This window comes from Enterobacter sp. UPMP701, from assembly GCF_053709515.1.
Genome location: NZ_JBSKJN010000003.1, coordinates 1 through 15,331, shown reverse-complemented (window position 1 = coordinate 15,331; position 15,331 = coordinate 1). Strand labels below are relative to the sequence as shown.

The 15,331-nt window shown below is 60.2% G+C and carries 15 protein-coding genes; 5 read left to right on the top strand and 10 right to left on the bottom strand.

Annotation, left to right across the window (positions count from 1 at the left end):
- Positions 1-122: 122 nt before the first annotated feature.
- Positions 123-1,532: a sensor histidine kinase gene (locus ACWKXT_RS08765; protein ID WP_454528459.1), complete on the bottom strand. Its 1,410-nt coding sequence runs from the start codon at positions 1,530-1,532 to the stop codon at positions 123-125.
- Complete coding sequence (gene tctD, locus ACWKXT_RS08760; RefSeq protein WP_028013915.1) at positions 1,519-2,193, bottom strand: transcriptional regulator TctD; 675 nt, start codon at positions 2,191-2,193, stop codon at positions 1,519-1,521. Before tctD ends, ACWKXT_RS08765 begins: the two co-directional genes overlap by 14 nt.
- 142 nt (positions 2,194-2,335) lie before the next feature.
- On the opposite strand from tctD, the gene ACWKXT_RS08755 reads away from it, so the two are divergent.
- The 3 genes from ACWKXT_RS08755 to ACWKXT_RS08745 are packed head-to-tail and all read left to right on the top strand — an operon-like array spanning position 2,336 to position 5,285.
- Positions 2,336-3,316: a Bug family tripartite tricarboxylate transporter substrate binding protein gene (locus ACWKXT_RS08755; protein ID WP_252001999.1), complete on the top strand. Its 981-nt coding sequence runs from the start codon at positions 2,336-2,338 to the stop codon at positions 3,314-3,316.
- Between the two features lie 11 nt (positions 3,317-3,327).
- On the top strand, positions 3,328-3,759 hold the full coding sequence (locus ACWKXT_RS08750; RefSeq protein ID WP_080328568.1) for a tripartite tricarboxylate transporter TctB family protein: 432 nt from the start codon (positions 3,328-3,330) through the stop codon (positions 3,757-3,759).
- Between the two features lie 11 nt (positions 3,760-3,770).
- Positions 3,771-5,285 (top strand): tripartite tricarboxylate transporter permease, encoded by a 1,515-nt coding sequence (locus ACWKXT_RS08745; protein ID WP_454528458.1) that lies wholly within the window; start codon positions 3,771-3,773, stop codon positions 5,283-5,285.
- Here ACWKXT_RS08745 and menE read toward each other — a convergent pair whose 3' ends face one another.
- The 8 genes from menE to ACWKXT_RS08705 all read right to left on the bottom strand — a co-directional run bounded on the left by menE (position 5,286) and on the right by ACWKXT_RS08705 (position 13,197).
- Complete coding sequence (gene menE / locus ACWKXT_RS08740) at positions 5,286-6,647, bottom strand: o-succinylbenzoate--CoA ligase (protein ID WP_454532223.1); 1,362 nt, start codon at positions 6,645-6,647, stop codon at positions 5,286-5,288.
- Complete coding sequence (gene menC, locus ACWKXT_RS08735) at positions 6,644-7,609, bottom strand: o-succinylbenzoate synthase (RefSeq protein WP_454532222.1); 966 nt, start codon at positions 7,607-7,609, stop codon at positions 6,644-6,646. The genes menE and menC overlap by 4 nt, the downstream gene beginning before the upstream one ends.
- Entirely contained in the window at positions 7,609-8,466 is an 858-nt protein-coding gene (gene menB, locus ACWKXT_RS08730) for a 1,4-dihydroxy-2-naphthoyl-CoA synthase (RefSeq protein ID WP_080328564.1), read from the bottom strand. The genes menC and menB overlap by 1 nt, the downstream gene beginning before the upstream one ends.
- Entirely contained in the window at positions 8,463-9,239 is a 777-nt protein-coding gene (gene menH / locus ACWKXT_RS08725; RefSeq protein ID WP_454528455.1) for a 2-succinyl-6-hydroxy-2,4-cyclohexadiene-1-carboxylate synthase, read from the bottom strand. The genes menB and menH overlap by 4 nt, the downstream gene beginning before the upstream one ends.
- Positions 9,236-10,906, bottom strand: a complete 1,671-nt coding sequence (menD, locus tag ACWKXT_RS08720; RefSeq protein ID WP_454532221.1) for a 2-succinyl-5-enolpyruvyl-6-hydroxy-3-cyclohexene-1-carboxylic-acid synthase — start codon at positions 10,904-10,906, stop codon at positions 9,236-9,238. Before menD ends, menH begins: the two co-directional genes overlap by 4 nt.
- A gap of 88 nt (positions 10,907-10,994) precedes the next feature.
- Positions 10,995-12,290, bottom strand: coding sequence for an isochorismate synthase MenF (gene menF, locus ACWKXT_RS08715; protein WP_454532220.1), 1,296 nt, complete (start codon positions 12,288-12,290; stop codon positions 10,995-10,997).
- A gap of 86 nt (positions 12,291-12,376) precedes the next feature.
- A complete protein-coding gene (gene elaB, locus ACWKXT_RS08710; protein ID WP_028013924.1) occupies positions 12,377-12,682 on the bottom strand; it encodes a stress response protein ElaB in 306 nt (101 codons plus the stop codon).
- A gap of 53 nt (positions 12,683-12,735) precedes the next feature.
- Positions 12,736-13,197: a GNAT family N-acetyltransferase gene (locus ACWKXT_RS08705; protein ID WP_454532219.1), complete on the bottom strand. Its 462-nt coding sequence runs from the start codon at positions 13,195-13,197 to the stop codon at positions 12,736-12,738.
- Positions 13,198-13,268: 71 nt separating this feature from the next.
- Between ACWKXT_RS08705 and rbn the strand changes: the two genes are divergently transcribed.
- A complete protein-coding gene (gene rbn / locus ACWKXT_RS08700) occupies positions 13,269-14,186 on the top strand; it encodes a ribonuclease BN (RefSeq protein ID WP_454528451.1) in 918 nt (305 codons plus the stop codon).
- A 64-nt stretch (positions 14,187-14,250) separates the two neighbouring features.
- Positions 14,251-15,255 carry a chemotaxis protein gene (locus tag ACWKXT_RS08695; RefSeq protein WP_033146077.1) on the top strand — a complete coding sequence of 335 codons (1,005 nt, stop codon included), beginning with the start codon at positions 14,251-14,253 and terminating at the stop codon, positions 15,253-15,255.
- Positions 15,256-15,331 lie beyond the last annotated feature (76 nt).

Genomic DNA, 15,331 nt, shown 5'->3' with positions numbered 1-15,331 from the left:
GATCCCGCATAATTATAGAGAAGTCCCCAAAACCGCGAGATTTTAACCTGAGTCTCCGGGGGATCAAGCACTCTGCGTGCGGCGGACAGGAAGATTGTAACGATTTGAAACCTGCGGCTTTTTTACGTAAGCAGCAGAAAGCGCATTTTGACGCACAGGCCACCCAGCGTTTCGCTGCGGGTCAGCTGCAAATGGCTGCGGTGCAGCCGGGCGATGTCCCCCGCCAGTGCCAGCCCAATCCCGGAACCGGCGGCTTCCCCGACGTTGTCCAGACGGTGGAAAGGCTGCATCGCCTGATGGATCTGATCTTCTTCAATACCGGGGCCGCTGTCTTCAACGCTCAGCTCAACGGCACCGCCGTCCACGCGCAGGAAAACGGTCACGGTCCCGCCCGCAGGCGTATATTTAATCGCGTTTTCCAGCAGGTTGGCACACAGCTCGCCCAGCAGCACATCATCGCCTTCGATCATGACTGGCTGCTGTACACCGTCATACCCCAGATCGATTGCTTTGCTCCGCGCCTGCGCCAGCCGGGAGAAGCAGCAGTTCTGCACCACCTGAACCAGATCCACGGGCGCAAACTGACGATCCCCCTGCTCTTTGCCCTTCACTGCCGAAAGCTGCAACAGCCGTTCGGTGAGCACGATAGTGTCGTCCAGGGTCGCATTCATTGCCCGCAGGCTCTCCTGCCACAGGGCGGGATCCTGACGAGCGAGGGCGACGGAAACCTGGGTTTTAAGCACCGCCAGCGGGGTTTTGAGCTGGTGCGACGCATCCGCGTTAAAGCGTTCCTGACGCGACAGCACGCCGCGCAGCCGGTCAATATAGCGGTTAAAGGCGACAATCAGCAGCCGGGTCTCCGACCAGGGCAGCAGCTCCGGCAGCGGTGCGAGGAGGCCCGGCTCGCGCCTCACCATCAGTGATGAAAGCTGGCGCATCGGGCGCAGCACGCGGCGCAGCAGCCACGCGGTCAGCACCAGCGTCAGCAGCACCAGCAGCCCCTGCGAGACCCAGGAAGAAAAGAGCAGCTGGCTGGCGAGATAGCGGCGAGACTGGAGCGTCTCCGCGACGTAAATCTCCGCCATGCCAAAAATATTGGCTTCATTAACCGGCTGCAGCAGGCGCGCTACCCGAATCGCCTGGCCGCGATATTCGGTGTGGTAAAACCACGCCAGCGCCGGATAGAGCGTGGTGCGCGACGTCGCTGGCGGCATCTTCGGCAGATCGTCATAGCCGGAGATCACTCGCCCCTCGGGGTCGACCACCTTATAGTAGAGCCGGTCGTTCATATTGAGCTCAAAGCTGTCGAGCACTACCCATGGCACGTCCACCGCCAGCCTGCCGTTGCGCACCTCCAGCCGCTCGGAGATGGTGCGGGCAGAGGATAACAGCGTGCGGTCGTAAGCCTGTGTGGCCGCCTGCAGCGCGCTGACGTAGCTGTTAAAAGCTGACAGCCCCCACAGCAACAGCAGCGGCAGGCCAAGGAAAAGCAGCAGTTGCAGGTAGAGCGACTGCGGCTTAACCCACCTCATCGCCGCACTCCAGCACATAGCCCAGTCCCCGCAGGGTGGTGATCCGCACGCCGCTGCCGGTCAGTTTCTTACGCAGGCGATGAATATAGAGATCGATACTTTCAGGGCTGACGTCATCGTTCAGGCTGAACACCTGGTCGAAAAGCTGCTGACGCGAAACCGGACGGGTTCGGCGGTGCATCAGCACTTTCAGCAGGGAGAGCTCGCGCGGCGTCAGGGAAAGCGGCTCGTCGCGCAGCAGGAAAAAGCCCTCGTCGTCATACTCCAGCTCACCAAGACGCTGGCGCTCCTGCGTCCGCCCCTCGCTTCGGCGCAACAGGGCGCGCAGACGTGCATCAAGCTCCTCCAGCTCAAACGGCTTTGGCAGATAGTCGTCCGCTCCGGCGTTCAGGCCCTTTACCCGGTCCGCCACGTTGCTGCGGGCGGTAAGAAACAGCACCGGCAGCGTCTGCCCCCGTTTTCGGAGGCGATGGACCACTTCCAGGCCGTCAAAACCGGGCATGCCGATGTCCAGAATAGCGACCGCGTAGTTTTCACCCTGCAGCAGATGGTCGGCGGCACGTCCGTCGGAGACGCAGTCCACGGCAAAGCCTTCCTGCACCAGCGCTTTCTCCAGCCAGTGAGCCAGCTCACGATTATCTTCTGCCAGTAAGAGACGCATGTCACATCCTGTAAAGTTAGTGTCCCGTTGAAAGGGAAATGAAAGGTTATTGTTTTAACAATCACGCAACGGAACCGCTACAAGGTGGTTCACATAATCAGAAAAAAGACCCATACCCGTCCCCCCGGCGTGAGGATAAACGATGAAAAAACAATTACTTTCTACCCTTGCTGCAAGCGTATTGCTGTTGAGTACCTCTGTCGTTCAGGCCCAGGACGCTCCGTCCCGTACCGAATGTATCGCCCCGGCCAAGCCGGGCGGCGGTTTCGATCTCACCTGTAAACTCATTCAGGTCAGCCTGCTGGAGACAAAGGCCATTGAGAAACCGATGCGCGTCACCTACATGCCGGGCGGCGTGGGCGCGGTGGCTTATAACGCCATCGTCGCCCAACGTCCAGCGGAAGCGGGTACGGTGGTGGCCTTCTCCGGCGGCTCGCTGCTGAACCTGTCGCAGGGCAAGTTTGGCCGCTACGGCGTGGACGACGTGCGCTGGCTGGCGACCGTCGGCACCGACTACGGGATGATTGCCGTGCGTGCCGATTCCCCGTGGAAATCCCTGAAAGACCTGCTCACCGCCATGGAAAAAGATCCGAACAGCGTGGTGATCGGCGCGGGGGCGTCTATCGGCAGCCAGGACTGGATGAAAGCGGCCCTTCTCGCCCAGCAGGCGAAAGTTGACCCGCACAAGATGCGCTACGTGGCCTTTGAAGGCGGCGGCGAACCGGTCACCGCGCTGATGGGCAACCACGTTCAGGCCGTTTCCGGCGATCTCAGCGAGATGGTGCCGTACCTGAGCGGGGATAAAATCCGCGTGCTGGCGGTCTTCTCGGAAAACCGTCTGCCGGGCCAGCTGGCGAACGTTCCAACCGCCAAAGAGCAGGGCTATGACCTGGTCTGGCCGATCATCCGTGGGTTCTTCGTCGGGCCAAAAGTCACCGATGCCGAGTACCAGTGGTGGGTCGACGCGTTCAACAAGCTCCAGCAAACCGAGGAGTTTAAGAAACAGCGCGATTTGCGCGGGCTGTTTGAGTTCAACCTGACCGGTAAGCCGTTGGATGAGTACGTCAAGAAACAGGTGAATGACTACCGCGAACAGGCGAAAGCCTTTGGCCTGGCGAAATAACCGGAGGCGCTATGAGCGATCGTATTTTTGCCGGGATATGGCTGCTGCTCTGCATTGGCGGGATGTTTGTCGCCTGGCAGATCCACAGCGAATACAGCTATGAACCCGTGGGGCCACGCCCCTTCCCGATGGGCATCGTCGGCCTGATGCTGCTCTGCTCGGTGGCGCTGCTGCTTCGCCACCCGGACACCGTCGAGTGGCCGCCGCGTCGCATTCTGCAGCGTCTGCTGGTGATGGTGATTGTCCTGCTGATGTATGCCTGGGGCTTTGAATGGCTCGGCTTCCCGGTGGCGACCGCCATTCTGACGATGGTCATCGGCATGCTGTTTAACGCCACCCTCCCCGCTGCGGGGATCTCAGGCGTGGTGATGGGGATTTTACTGTGGTACGCCTTTGACCGCCTGCTGGACGTGACGTTACCGCTCGGCGCCTGGCTTAATTAACGGAGCACGCTATGGATACCTGGATTTACCTCTCGCAGGGGTTCGCCGTGGCGATGACCCCGGAAAACCTGGTGATCGCCCTGATCGGCTGTTTCGTGGGCACGATTGTCGGCCTGCTGCCGGGCCTGGGACCGATCAACGGCGTGGCGATATTACTCCCGCTGGCGTTTGCCCTGCATCTGCCTGCGGAATCGGCGCTGATCCTGCTGGCCACGGTCTACATCGGCTGTGAATATGGCGGGCGCATCTCGTCGATCCTGCTTAACGTACCGGGGGATGCGGCGGCGATCATGACCGCCCTGGACGGCTATCCCATGGCCCGGCAGGGACGCGGCGGCGTGGCGCTCTCCATCTCTGCGGTCAGTTCATTCTTTGGCTCGCTGATTGCCATTGGCGGCATCATTCTGTTTGCACCTGCGCTGGCCCAGTGGTCGCTGGCGTTTGGCCCGGCAGAATATTTTGCTCTGATGGTGTTCGCCATTGCCTGCCTCGGCAGCATGATGGCGCAAAACCCGCTGAAGTCGTTTTTGTCCGCGCTAATTGGCTTAGGGTTAGCCACCGTCGGCGTGGATGCCAACACCGGGGTCTATCGCTTTACCTTCGACAGCGTTCACCTGTCCGACGGCGTGCAGTTCATTGTCGTCGTGATCGGCCTGTTCTCTGTCTCTGAGATCTTACTGATGCTGGAGCATACCAGCAGCGGGCAGACGCTGGTGCGCAAAACCGGCCGGATGCTCTTTAGCGCCAAAGAGGGGGCGCAGTGCATCGGCGCCACGCTGCGCTCGTCGGTAATTGGCTTCTTCGTCGGTATTCTGCCGGGCGCCGGTGCGACCATCGCCAGCGCCATCACCTACATGACCGAGAAAAAGCTTAGCGGCAACAGCGACAGCTTTGGTAAAGGCGATATTCGCGGCGTCGCCGCACCTGAGGCGGCCAATAACGCTTCGGCCTGCGGATCGTTTATCCCGATGCTGACCCTGGGCGTGCCGGGTTCCGGCACCACGGCGGTAATGATGGGTGCACTGACGCTCTATAACATCACGCCCGGCCCGGCGATGTTCACCGAGCAGCCTGATATTGTCTGGGGGCTGATTGCCGCGCTGCTGATCGCCAACGTCATGCTGCTGGTGATGAATATCCCGCTGATTGGGCTGTTCACCCGCATGCTGACCATACCGCTGTGGTTCCTGGTACCCGCTATTGCCGCCGTCTCTGCGGTGGGGGTGTACGCGGTACACAGCACCACGTTTGACCTGGTGCTGATGGTGGCCCTGGGCGTGTTCGGCTATATCTTGCGAAAAATGCACTTCCCGATGTCGCCGCTGATTCTCGGCTTTGTGCTGGGTGAGATGCTGGAGCAGAACCTGCGCCGCGCCCTGTCCATCAGCAACGGCAATATGTCGATACTGTGGGACAGCAGCGTTGCGAAGGTTCTGTTAGCGCTGGCAGTCATGGTGATTGTGGTGCCGCCGGTGTTGCGCCTGCTGCGTCGCCGCCAGCGCAAACCGGAGCCGGATATCGGTTAACTACGCTGACAGCTGGGCATTCACCCACTGTTTTAACGCCTGGCGGGAGATCTTAATCCCGCCATTTTTTAGCTCAGCCGGTAGCACCAGCCAGTGAACAGGTTGCTCAAAGCGCGCCAGCTTGCCCTGCACCCAGTCCGGGAAACGGGCGATATCCGTTCCCGGCTCACACTCCACCACCGCCACCGGGCGTTGTCCAAACTCGGCGTCGTCCAGCGGAACGATAAAGACCTGGTTAATCTGTGGATGCGAGGCGATAACGCGCTCCAGCGATTCCGGCTGGATCCCCTCTCCTCCACTGAAAAAGAGATTATCCATACGGCCTAAAATCGTCAGACGATCGCCTTGCCATTCCCCGCGATCGCGGGTGGCAAACCAGCCCTGCGCGTTGGTCAGCGGTATCAGCACGCCGTCCCGCCAGTAGCCGGAAGCCATGCTTTGCGCTTTGATCCAGACCTCACCGTTAACGACCTGCACCTCTCTGCCCGGCAGGGCGTGCCCCACGTCCGGCTCGCCGTCCGCTTCTTTCGCGCAGACGGTAGAAGCAAACTCGGTCAGGCCGTAGCCGCAGAAGGTGCGAATCCCCTTTTCTGTCGCCTTTTGCGTCAACTCCACCGGAATGGCCGCCCCGCCAAGCAGCACCGCTTTCAGTGCGATGTGACTTTCGTTATTCAGAAGACGCCAGAGCTGGGTCGGCACCAGCGAGGCGTGGGTGCAGCCCTGCAACGCCTGCTCCAGCGGCTGTTTCTCACGCACGGTTAAGCGCGCACCGGCCTGAAGCCAGCGCCATAAAATCCCCTGACCGGAAACGTGAAACAGCGGCAGCGAAAGCAGCCAGTCGTCGTTATCCCCGTAGGGCATCAGCGACAGCACACCGCGGGCGCTGGCAAGATGGGCGGCGCAGGTATGCACCGCCGCCTTCGGCAGCCCGGTGGAGCCGGAGGTGAGCGTCATGGAGGCCAGCCGCGCCGGCTGCCACGCAACGCCATACGCCTCCTCTGGCTCGCGCAGGCTCAACGCAGCAAGGCCGTCGTAGCGGCCATCCAGCACCAGCGCAAAGCGCAGCGTCATCTGCGGGAGCAATACGTCCAGCAGCGGACGCGGCAGCTGCGGATTAACGGGAAGAATACGTGCGCCGCACTGCAGCAGCGCCAGCCATGCCAGCAGCGTTTGCGGGTGGTTATAGGCCAGCAGCAGTACGCCGTCGCCCTCCGCCACACCCTGCTGATGAAACCCTGCCGCAAGGCGGTCGACGCGCGCGCAAAGCTGGTGCCAGCTAAGCACCTCGTCGTTCAACCTCAGGGCCGGTTTTTCGGGGAATCGCGCCCCCCAGTACTGCCAGGGCCAGTGGGTAAAACTCATCGCAGCGGCTCCAGCGCCTCTGCGTCGAGACACGGCAGCGCGCTGCCCGGCCACGTACGAAGAAGCTGCGCCTGCATCAGGTTCAGCGTGTCGAGGCCGGGAACCGTGTCCGGCGTTAACCAGGCGGCAATGCGCGCCAGCTGGGTCAGCCCCAGGCTGGACTCAATCGACGAGCTGATCACCGCCGTCAGCCCCAGCGCGTGCGCCGCCGCGACCTGCTCGCGCACTTTCGCCAGGCTACCGGTCAGCGTCGGCTTAATCACCACCGCGCTGACGCCAGGCTCGGCAACAAATTCAAAATCGTCCTCACGCAGGCTTTCATCCCAGGCGATAGCAATCCCCGTTTCGCGGGCAAACGCGCGCGAGTCATCGCGGGTTTTGCACGGTTCTTCGAGGAAGGCAATGCGGCTACGGTACGCCGGATTAACGTACTTCGCGAACTGCTGCGCCTTAAGCGGCGTCCACGCGCGGTTGGCATCCAGACGCAGGTGTAGGTCGGGGATCGCCTCCAGCAGCAGGTTGGCGACCATGCCGTCGCGCACCGCTTCATAGAGACCGACTTTAATTTTAGCCACCTTCTCGCCCGGCATGGCGGAGAGCAGCGCGAACAGCTCGTCAGGATCGCCCGTGCAGAGCGGCGCCGCACGGTAGTCAGCCTCTTCCGGCAGGCTTCCGTCCAGCTCCGCCAGTGCGCAGCTGATGCCAAAAGCGGCGGAAGGCACGTCCGGCAATGCCGGAGCAGCGCCCTCATTCCACTGTTCTGTCCACGCCAGCATCGCCGCCTGCGCGTCATCCAGCGACTCCAGGCTAAAGCCCGGCAGAGGCGAAACTTCGCCCCAGCCTTCCCGCTCGCCCTGCTGCAGATGCACGAAGAAGCCGTCACGGGTTTTTAACCGCCGTTCACGCAGCACCACGCCCGCGTCCATCGGTATCTGCCAGCGGTAAACCTGCGCGCGACGCATTACGGGTTCCGTTTGTATTTGCTGAAGTCCGGCTGGCGTTTTTCGTTAAACGCGTTGCGTCCTTCCTGACCCTCTTCGGTCATGTAGAACAGCATGGTGGCGTTACCCGCCAGCTCCTGCAGGCCCGCCTGACCGTCGCAGTCGGCGTTGAGCGCCGCTTTCAGGCAGCGCAGCGCCATTGGGCTGTTTTGCAGCATTTCACGGCACCAGCGAACGGTCTCTTTTTCGAGATCGGCAATCGGCACCACGGTATTCACCAGGCCCATATCCAGCGCTTCCTGAGCGTTGTACTGACGGCACAGGAACCAGATTTCGCGGGCTTTTTTCTGCCCGACGATGCGCGCCATGTAGGACGCCCCCCAGCCGCCGTCGAAGGAGCCGACTTTCGGGCCGGTCTGGCCGAAGATGGCGTTCTCTGCAGCAATGGTCAGGTCACACATCATGTGCAGAACGTGACCGCCGCCGATGGAGTAGCCCGCCACCATCGCCACCACCGGTTTTGGACAGGTGCGGATCTGGCGCTGGAAATCGAGGACGTTAAGGTGGTGCGTGCCCGCATCGTCCTGGTATCCGCCGTAGTCGCCGCGCACTTTCTGATCGCCGCCGGAGCAGAACGCTTTGTCCCCTTCGCCGGTCAGGACAATCACGCCGATATTGTCGTCGTAGCGCGCATCGGCCAGGGCCTGAATCATCTCTTTGACGGTCAGCGGACGGAAGGCGTTACGCACCTGCGGACGGTTGATGGTGATTTTGGCAATGCCGTCAGCGGATTTGTGGTAACGAATGTCGGTGTAGCCCTCGGAGCAGTCCTGCCATTCAACCGGGGCGTAAAGCATGTGTTCATCAGGATAGATCATAGAGTGTCCTTTATTCGAAGACGCAGTATCTGAGCCAGACTCGCCGCGACCGCAGCGGGATTTTCCCGGTGGGCGTTGTGTCCGGCGTTGGGAATGACATGGCGAACGGCGTTGAGCTCTGCGGCAAGGGCCGCAAACTTCTCATCATGTTCGCCGTAGAGATAATCAAAAGAGAAATCGCGTGCGCTAAGCGCGGCGCGTAAATCGGGCTGCACGGCCAGCGACGTCGCCTCAAGCATCATCGCCAGCGTCGCGCCGTTGTTCTGGCTGCGCAGGGTAACAAGCGCTTTACGCTGGGCATCGGTGAGGGAGGCAAACACGGGCTGTTGATACCAGTCGGTAAAGACGTTATTCAGCGGTTCAGTGCGAAAACGTGTCACCCAGCGGCGGTCGGATGCCCACCGCGCGTGACGCTCATCTTCATCCTGCAGGCCCGGATGTCCACCTTCAACAATCACCCCCAGCAGCCCCTTCGGCTGCTGGCAGGCATGAAACATCGCAATGCGGCCGCCGAGGGAGTACCCCACCAGCCAGAAGTTCAGTATGTTGTAACTAAGAAGGGTTCGGGTAAGCAACGTGCTCATCTCGTCGAACCCCGTCACGGCAATATCCCCGGACTCACCGTGGCCCGGCAGGTCAAGATAAAGCCGGGAAAACTCGTTCAGTTCCTTCCCGACGGCCTGCCACTCGCGGCAGTCGCCGGAAAAACCGTGCAAAAAGACCAGCCAGGGATAACCCGGTTTTCCAGCCTGCTGCACGCCTGAGAGGATCACAGCTGGCTCACCTGTGCAAGCAGGCTTTGCAGGGTCTGCGCGCCGTCGGCATCATTCACCACCAGCTCAATCAGCGTCGCGCCCGGCTGCTTCCAGGCGGTGCTTAACGCCGCATCCAGCTGTTCCCAGCTTTCCGGGCGATGGTATTTCAGGCTGAACATCGCCGCGGCGTGTTCGAACTGCACATTCTGCGGCATCAGATAAAAGCGTTCGCGCTCGCTCTGCGGCGTTGGCAACAGGGAGAAAATCTGCCCGCCGTTGTTGTTCACGACGATCAGCACAAACGGTGCGGACGCCTGACGCAGCAGCGCCAGCGCGTTGAGATCGTAGAGCGCGGAGAGATCGCCCACGATCGCCAGCGTCGATTTCGCGCTGGCGCGCTGCACCCCCGCCGCCGTGGAGATCAGCCCGTCGATGCCGCTGGCACCGCGATTACTGTACACCGGGTAGCCCGCCGGCAGCTTCGAAAAGGCGTCAATCAGCCGCACAACCAGGCTGTTGCCGACAAACAGCTGCCCCTGTTCAGGCAGGAGCTGGCGAATGCGGTGCGCCAGCCCGGCCTCGCTGAATGTCTCACAGCGCGCTTTGGTGATTTCCCACGCCTGACGCGACAGTTCCGGGATCGCTACCGCCCAGGGCTTGCGCTTTTCAGCCGGATGAAGCATCAGCCAGGCGTCGATACTGCTGACCAGACGACGACCGCGATGATGCGCCGGGTCAAGCCGCCCTTCCAGCGCGTCCACCAACCAGTACTCTTCCGGCGTACAGGTTGCCTGCCACTGCAGCAGACGTTTTCCGGTCAGGCTTGCGCCGATCTGGACCACAATCTGCGCCTGCGAAAGCTCAGTAACCGCTTTCGCATTACCCAGCCAGAGGTCGGCACACGGCAGCGGTTGCCCGGTCTGGGAAAGCACGTCGCCAATCAGCGGCCAGCCGAGGGTTTGCGCCCATTCGGCGACCAGCCTGCCTTCGGCGGCGCTCATGCGCCCGGCGATGACCACGCCGCGCTTTTGTCGCCAGAAGAACCAGTCACGCTGTTTCGCGCTCTCCAGATGCGTCTGCTCGCGCAGCCACGGTTTTTCGCTCTGCCACCAGTCGCCGAGCGACTGCTGCCAGTCAAGGCCGGTATCGTCCAGCTCGCCGTACAGCGGCTCGGCAAACGGACAGTTGATATGCAACGCCCCGCTGCGCAATGTCGCCATCGCGTGATCGACGGTGGAGACCAGCCAGCTTGCCGGAATATCCTGGGTGGGACGCGGCAACGAAACCGTCTGCGAGGGATGCGAAGCGAAGAGTCCCGGCTGGCGAATGGCCTGATTGGCGCCGCAGTCGATTAGCTCAGGGGGACGGTCGGCCGTCAGCAGGATCAGCTTTTCACCGGTTAACCCGGCTTCAATCAGGGCCGGATAGAGATTCGCCACGGCGGTACCGGAGGTGACAATCACCGCCACGGGCTCTTTGCTGACCTTCGCCAGCCCGAGCGCGAGATGCCCCAGGCCGCGCTCATCAAAGTGGGTGTGGTGAACAAACGCCCGGTTTTCAGCCGCCGCCAGCGTCAGCGGTGTTGAACGAGAACCCGGTGCAATACACACATGCCTGACGCCATGGCGCGTCAGGGCTTCAAGGATCACCGCCGCCCAGCGTCGGTTAAAAGAACTTACTGACATGAGATTGTCCGGTATCAAGAATGCGACACAGTATAAATAATAGAAAAAATTGGAATTTTGATATGAATCGGGATTGCGCGAATCAGTATTAATCCCTAAGTAGCAGAGAGCGCAATCCGGCGGCTTTGTTTTCGATCTCCTGCCACTCCTGCTCCGGGTCAGACCCGCTGACGATACCCGCTCCGGCGTAAAGCCGCAGGGCGTCATCCTGTACGCGAGCCGAGCGCAACGCCACGCAGAATTCGCTTTGTTCGGGGGATAAATACCCGGCCGAACCGGCGTACCATTCGCGGTTAAAGGGTTCAACGTGTTGAATAAACTCGCGCGCTGGCTGTCGCGGTAGCCCGGCTACGGCTGCCGTCGGCTGGAGCACGTGCAGGCACAGTGCATCGTCGGCCTGTTTGAGCTCGGTCCAGATGCAGCGGCGTAAATGTTGCACTTTACGCAGGCGGACGACCTGAGGGGGCAACACCTCCAGCGCCTGCGTATGGTGCTGAAGACGCTGGCAGATATCTTCCACAACCAGCATATTTTCGCGCTGGTTTTTATCATCATTCAGCAGCCAGTCGCCCAGACGCTGCGCCTGTTTATCGTCAGTATGGCTGGCGACGGTGCCCGCCAGCGCTTCGGTGCGCAGCAGCGTGCCGCGCCGCCGCCAGAGACGCTCGGGCGTAGAGCCGAGAAACGCATTGCTGGCGTCGAATATCATGCAGAAATGATAGCAATTTAAATTCAGGGCGCGGCTGGCGGCCATCAGCGCGACGGGGTTAACGCGCTGCCTGCACTGCAAATCGGTCGCCCTCGCGAGAACCACCTTTTCGAAATCACCGCGTGCAATCGTCTCTGTCGCTTTGCCGATAAGGCTAAGCCATTGTGGTTTTTGCGGGTGATGAGTTTCGCGCTCAATCTGCACGGAGAGCGGGCGGATCGCTCTGGCGGGAAGCAGTTGCTGTAAGAACGCCCGTGCGGTGTCGGCATCGTCCTCAAGCGCGCTGTCGCTCCACAGCTGCAGACGCAACGTGGCGTTGCCAGCGGTACGTCGCCACAGCAAACGCGGTAAAAAGAGACTGCCCTGCTCCGGGTTAAAGGCGTTCAGGCCGCAGATACGGGTATCGTCAGGTGCATGTTGCGCGCGTAAAAACTGCGAGGCTAACGCCAGAGAGGGGAACTGGGTGACTGCCCCCAGCGCGGCCAGCTCTTCATCGCCGTTACGCTGTTGCCAGTAAAACTGCGGATAGCACTGCTGCTCGCCCAGCCAGGCGAGGGGATCGAAGGCATCGTTTAACGGGAAAGAGACGTCGAAATGACGCAGGCCGGATGTCGCTGGCAACGCTTGCGAAAGCTGGGTACGCAGTTGTTCCAGCGCGAGGAAAATCGAATTCACGCGAACCTCTCCCTGTTAAAACCTCATATTATACGGGGTACTGGCGATAAATAGCAGTACCCACGTATAGGGAGCGGTTATGCGCGTTAACGACGGGCTAACAGCAGACCCAGCACCAGCCCTACGGCGGCCCCCACCCCAATGCCCTGCCACGGTTTTTCATGGACGTAATCATCGGCACGATAAACCGCTTTTTTGGCGCGGTAGTAGTAGGTATCAGACGCATGGCTGACGCGATTTTTAACGTCATGCAGCGCCTGTTCGGCACGGGCTTTCAGCTCAATATATTTCTGATCGGCAGGGTCGCCCGAGGAACGTAACACCTCTTCCAGCGTTTCGCTCAGTAAGGTCAGGTCGTCGTCGATACGGGTATCCCAGGATTGAAATGACATATTTTTCTCCATGTTAGTACACCAGTTCGCTAACTATAGACAACGACGCGCCATTACGCCTGTTTCGCTTCCCGCGCCATGCCGATATGCGGAATACCGTCTTCATCATAGATGTCGGTGACCGGCGTAAAACCAAAATAGCCGTAGAAGGATTGCAAATGCGCCTGCGCGCCCAGGTATAACGCCTTGTCCGGCCACTGTTTTTGGCACGCTTCCAGCGTTTTTTCCATCAGCTGATAGCCCAGTTTCTCACCCCGCGCGTTACCACTGATGATGACGCGGCCTATCACCACGGGCTCGAAATCGTCTTCGCTTTTCAGAATCCTCGCATACGCCACCAGTTCATCATTCTTCCAGCCGAGAATATGGCGGTTCTCGCCAACGAGGTCATCGCCGTCGATGTCCTGATACGGGCAGGTCTGTTCAACCACAAACACTTCACAGCGCAGTTTAAGCAGCGCATAAAGGGAATGAACGGTAAGCTCGCTGTGGTGTAAATCTTGCCATTGGATCATGTCAGTCTCCTTCCTGGGGTTCATCACGTTATACTAAACCCCTTCCCGTACGGCAAAGGGCTAATTGCGTTATGGAACTGATTTTTCTGGGTACGTCCGCCGGCGTGCCAACCCGCTCACGAAACGTGACGGCAATTCTGCTGGATCTTAAGCACCCCACCCGTGGCGGTCTGTGGCTGTTTGACTGCGGGGAAGGAACGCAGCATCAGCTGCTGCACACCGCGTATCACCCCGGCAAGCTGGATAAAATCTTTATCACTCACCTGCATGGCGACCATCTGTTTGGCCTACCCGGCCTGCTATGCAGCCGCTCGATGGCCGGCAATGCCAATCCGCTGACGATTTACGGGCCTGCGGGTGTGCGTGAATTTGTTGAAACCACGCTGCGCCTGAGCGGCTCGTGGACCGATTATCCGCTGGAGGTGGTTGAGATTACTGAAGGTCTGGTATTCGATGACGGGGATTATCAGGTGCGTGCTTACCCGCTTAACCATCCGGTGGAGTGCTACGGCTATCGCGTGGAAGAGCATGATAAACCCGGCGCGCTGAATGCCGCCGCGCTCATTGCCGACGGCGTAAAGCCCGGGCCGCTGTTCCAGCGACTCAAACAGGGCAAGAGCGTCACGCTGGAGGACGGTCGCACCATCAACGGCCAGGATTATCTCGCCGCCCCCGAGCCGGGCAAGAAACTGGCGATCTTTGGCGACACGGCGCCGTGCCCTGCCGCCCTGCAGCTTGCCCTGGGCGTGGACGTGATGGTGCACGAAGCCACGCTGGAAACGTCGATGGAAGAGAAAGCTAACGGCCGGGGCCATAGTTCAACGCGTCAGGCGGCGCAGCTGGCCCGTGACGCGGGCGTCGGGAGGCTCATCGTCACTCACGTCAGCTCTCGCTACGACGCGCGGGGATGTGAAAGCCTGCTGGCAGAGTGTCTGGCGGTGTTCCCGGCGTGTGAGCTGGCCGAAGATTTCGCTAAGGTCAGCGTTTAGCCCTTCATTTTTCCCTCAGAATGCCGATAACGATTAAAAGGTCAGCATTTCTCTCGAGGGTAGAATGGATAATTTCCAGAAAGATATTGATGACAGGGCGAATCTCACCCTGTCGAACCGTTTTGAACTGTTGCTGTTCCGTCTTGGCACCTCTCTGAACGAAAATAAATCCGAGCTGTTTGGCATTAACGTTTTTAAGCTGCGTGAAATTGTGCCGATGCCGGAATTCACGAAACCCGCCGGGATGAAGTCACCGCTGATGGGGATGGTAAATATTCGCGATCAGGTGATCCCGGTGATTGACCTGGCCGCCGTGGCGGGCTGCAAACCCACCACCGGGCTGAACATTCTGCTAATCACCGAATATGCCCGCAGCGTGCAGGCCTTTGCCGTGGAATCGGTTGAGAACATCATGCGTCTGGACTGGAAGCAGGTACACGCGGCGGAAACCGCCGTCAGCGGTCGCTACATCACCAGTATTGCCTGCCTGGATGAGAAAACGGATACCAACGATCTGGCGATGGTGCTGGACGTTGAGCAGATCCTGTATGACATCACCCCGGCCAATCACGATCTGCACGCTACGAATCTGAAGACCACCAAATTCCATATCAAACCGGGCGCTGTCGCCATCGTTGCGGAAGATTCCAAGGTGGCGCGCTCGATGCTGGAGAAAGGTCTGCAGGCGATGGAGATCCCCGCGCAGCTGCATATCACCGGCAAAGACGCGTGGGAGAAAATTGGCGTGCTGGCCGCACAGGCGCAGGCTGAAGGAGTTCCCATCACCGATAAGATCGCTCTGGTGCTGACCGACCTCGAAATGCCGGAGATGGACGGTTTTACGCTGACGCGCAAAATCAAAACCGACCCGATATTGAAGGACATTCCGGTAGTGATCCACTCGTCCCTTTCCGGCAACGCCAACGAAGACCATATTCGCAAGGTGAAGGCCGACGGGTACGTCGCGAAGTTTGAGCTGAACGAGCTGTCGTCGGTGATTGAAGAGGTGCTGGACCGCTCGATGAAGAAGATTGACGGGCCGTTGATTAGCAGGAAGCAGCTGGCTTAAGTCCTGTGCGGGCTGGTGCCCTCACCCCGTCCCTCTCCCACAGGGAGAGGGCGAAAACCTTAAAAAAAACCCGCCG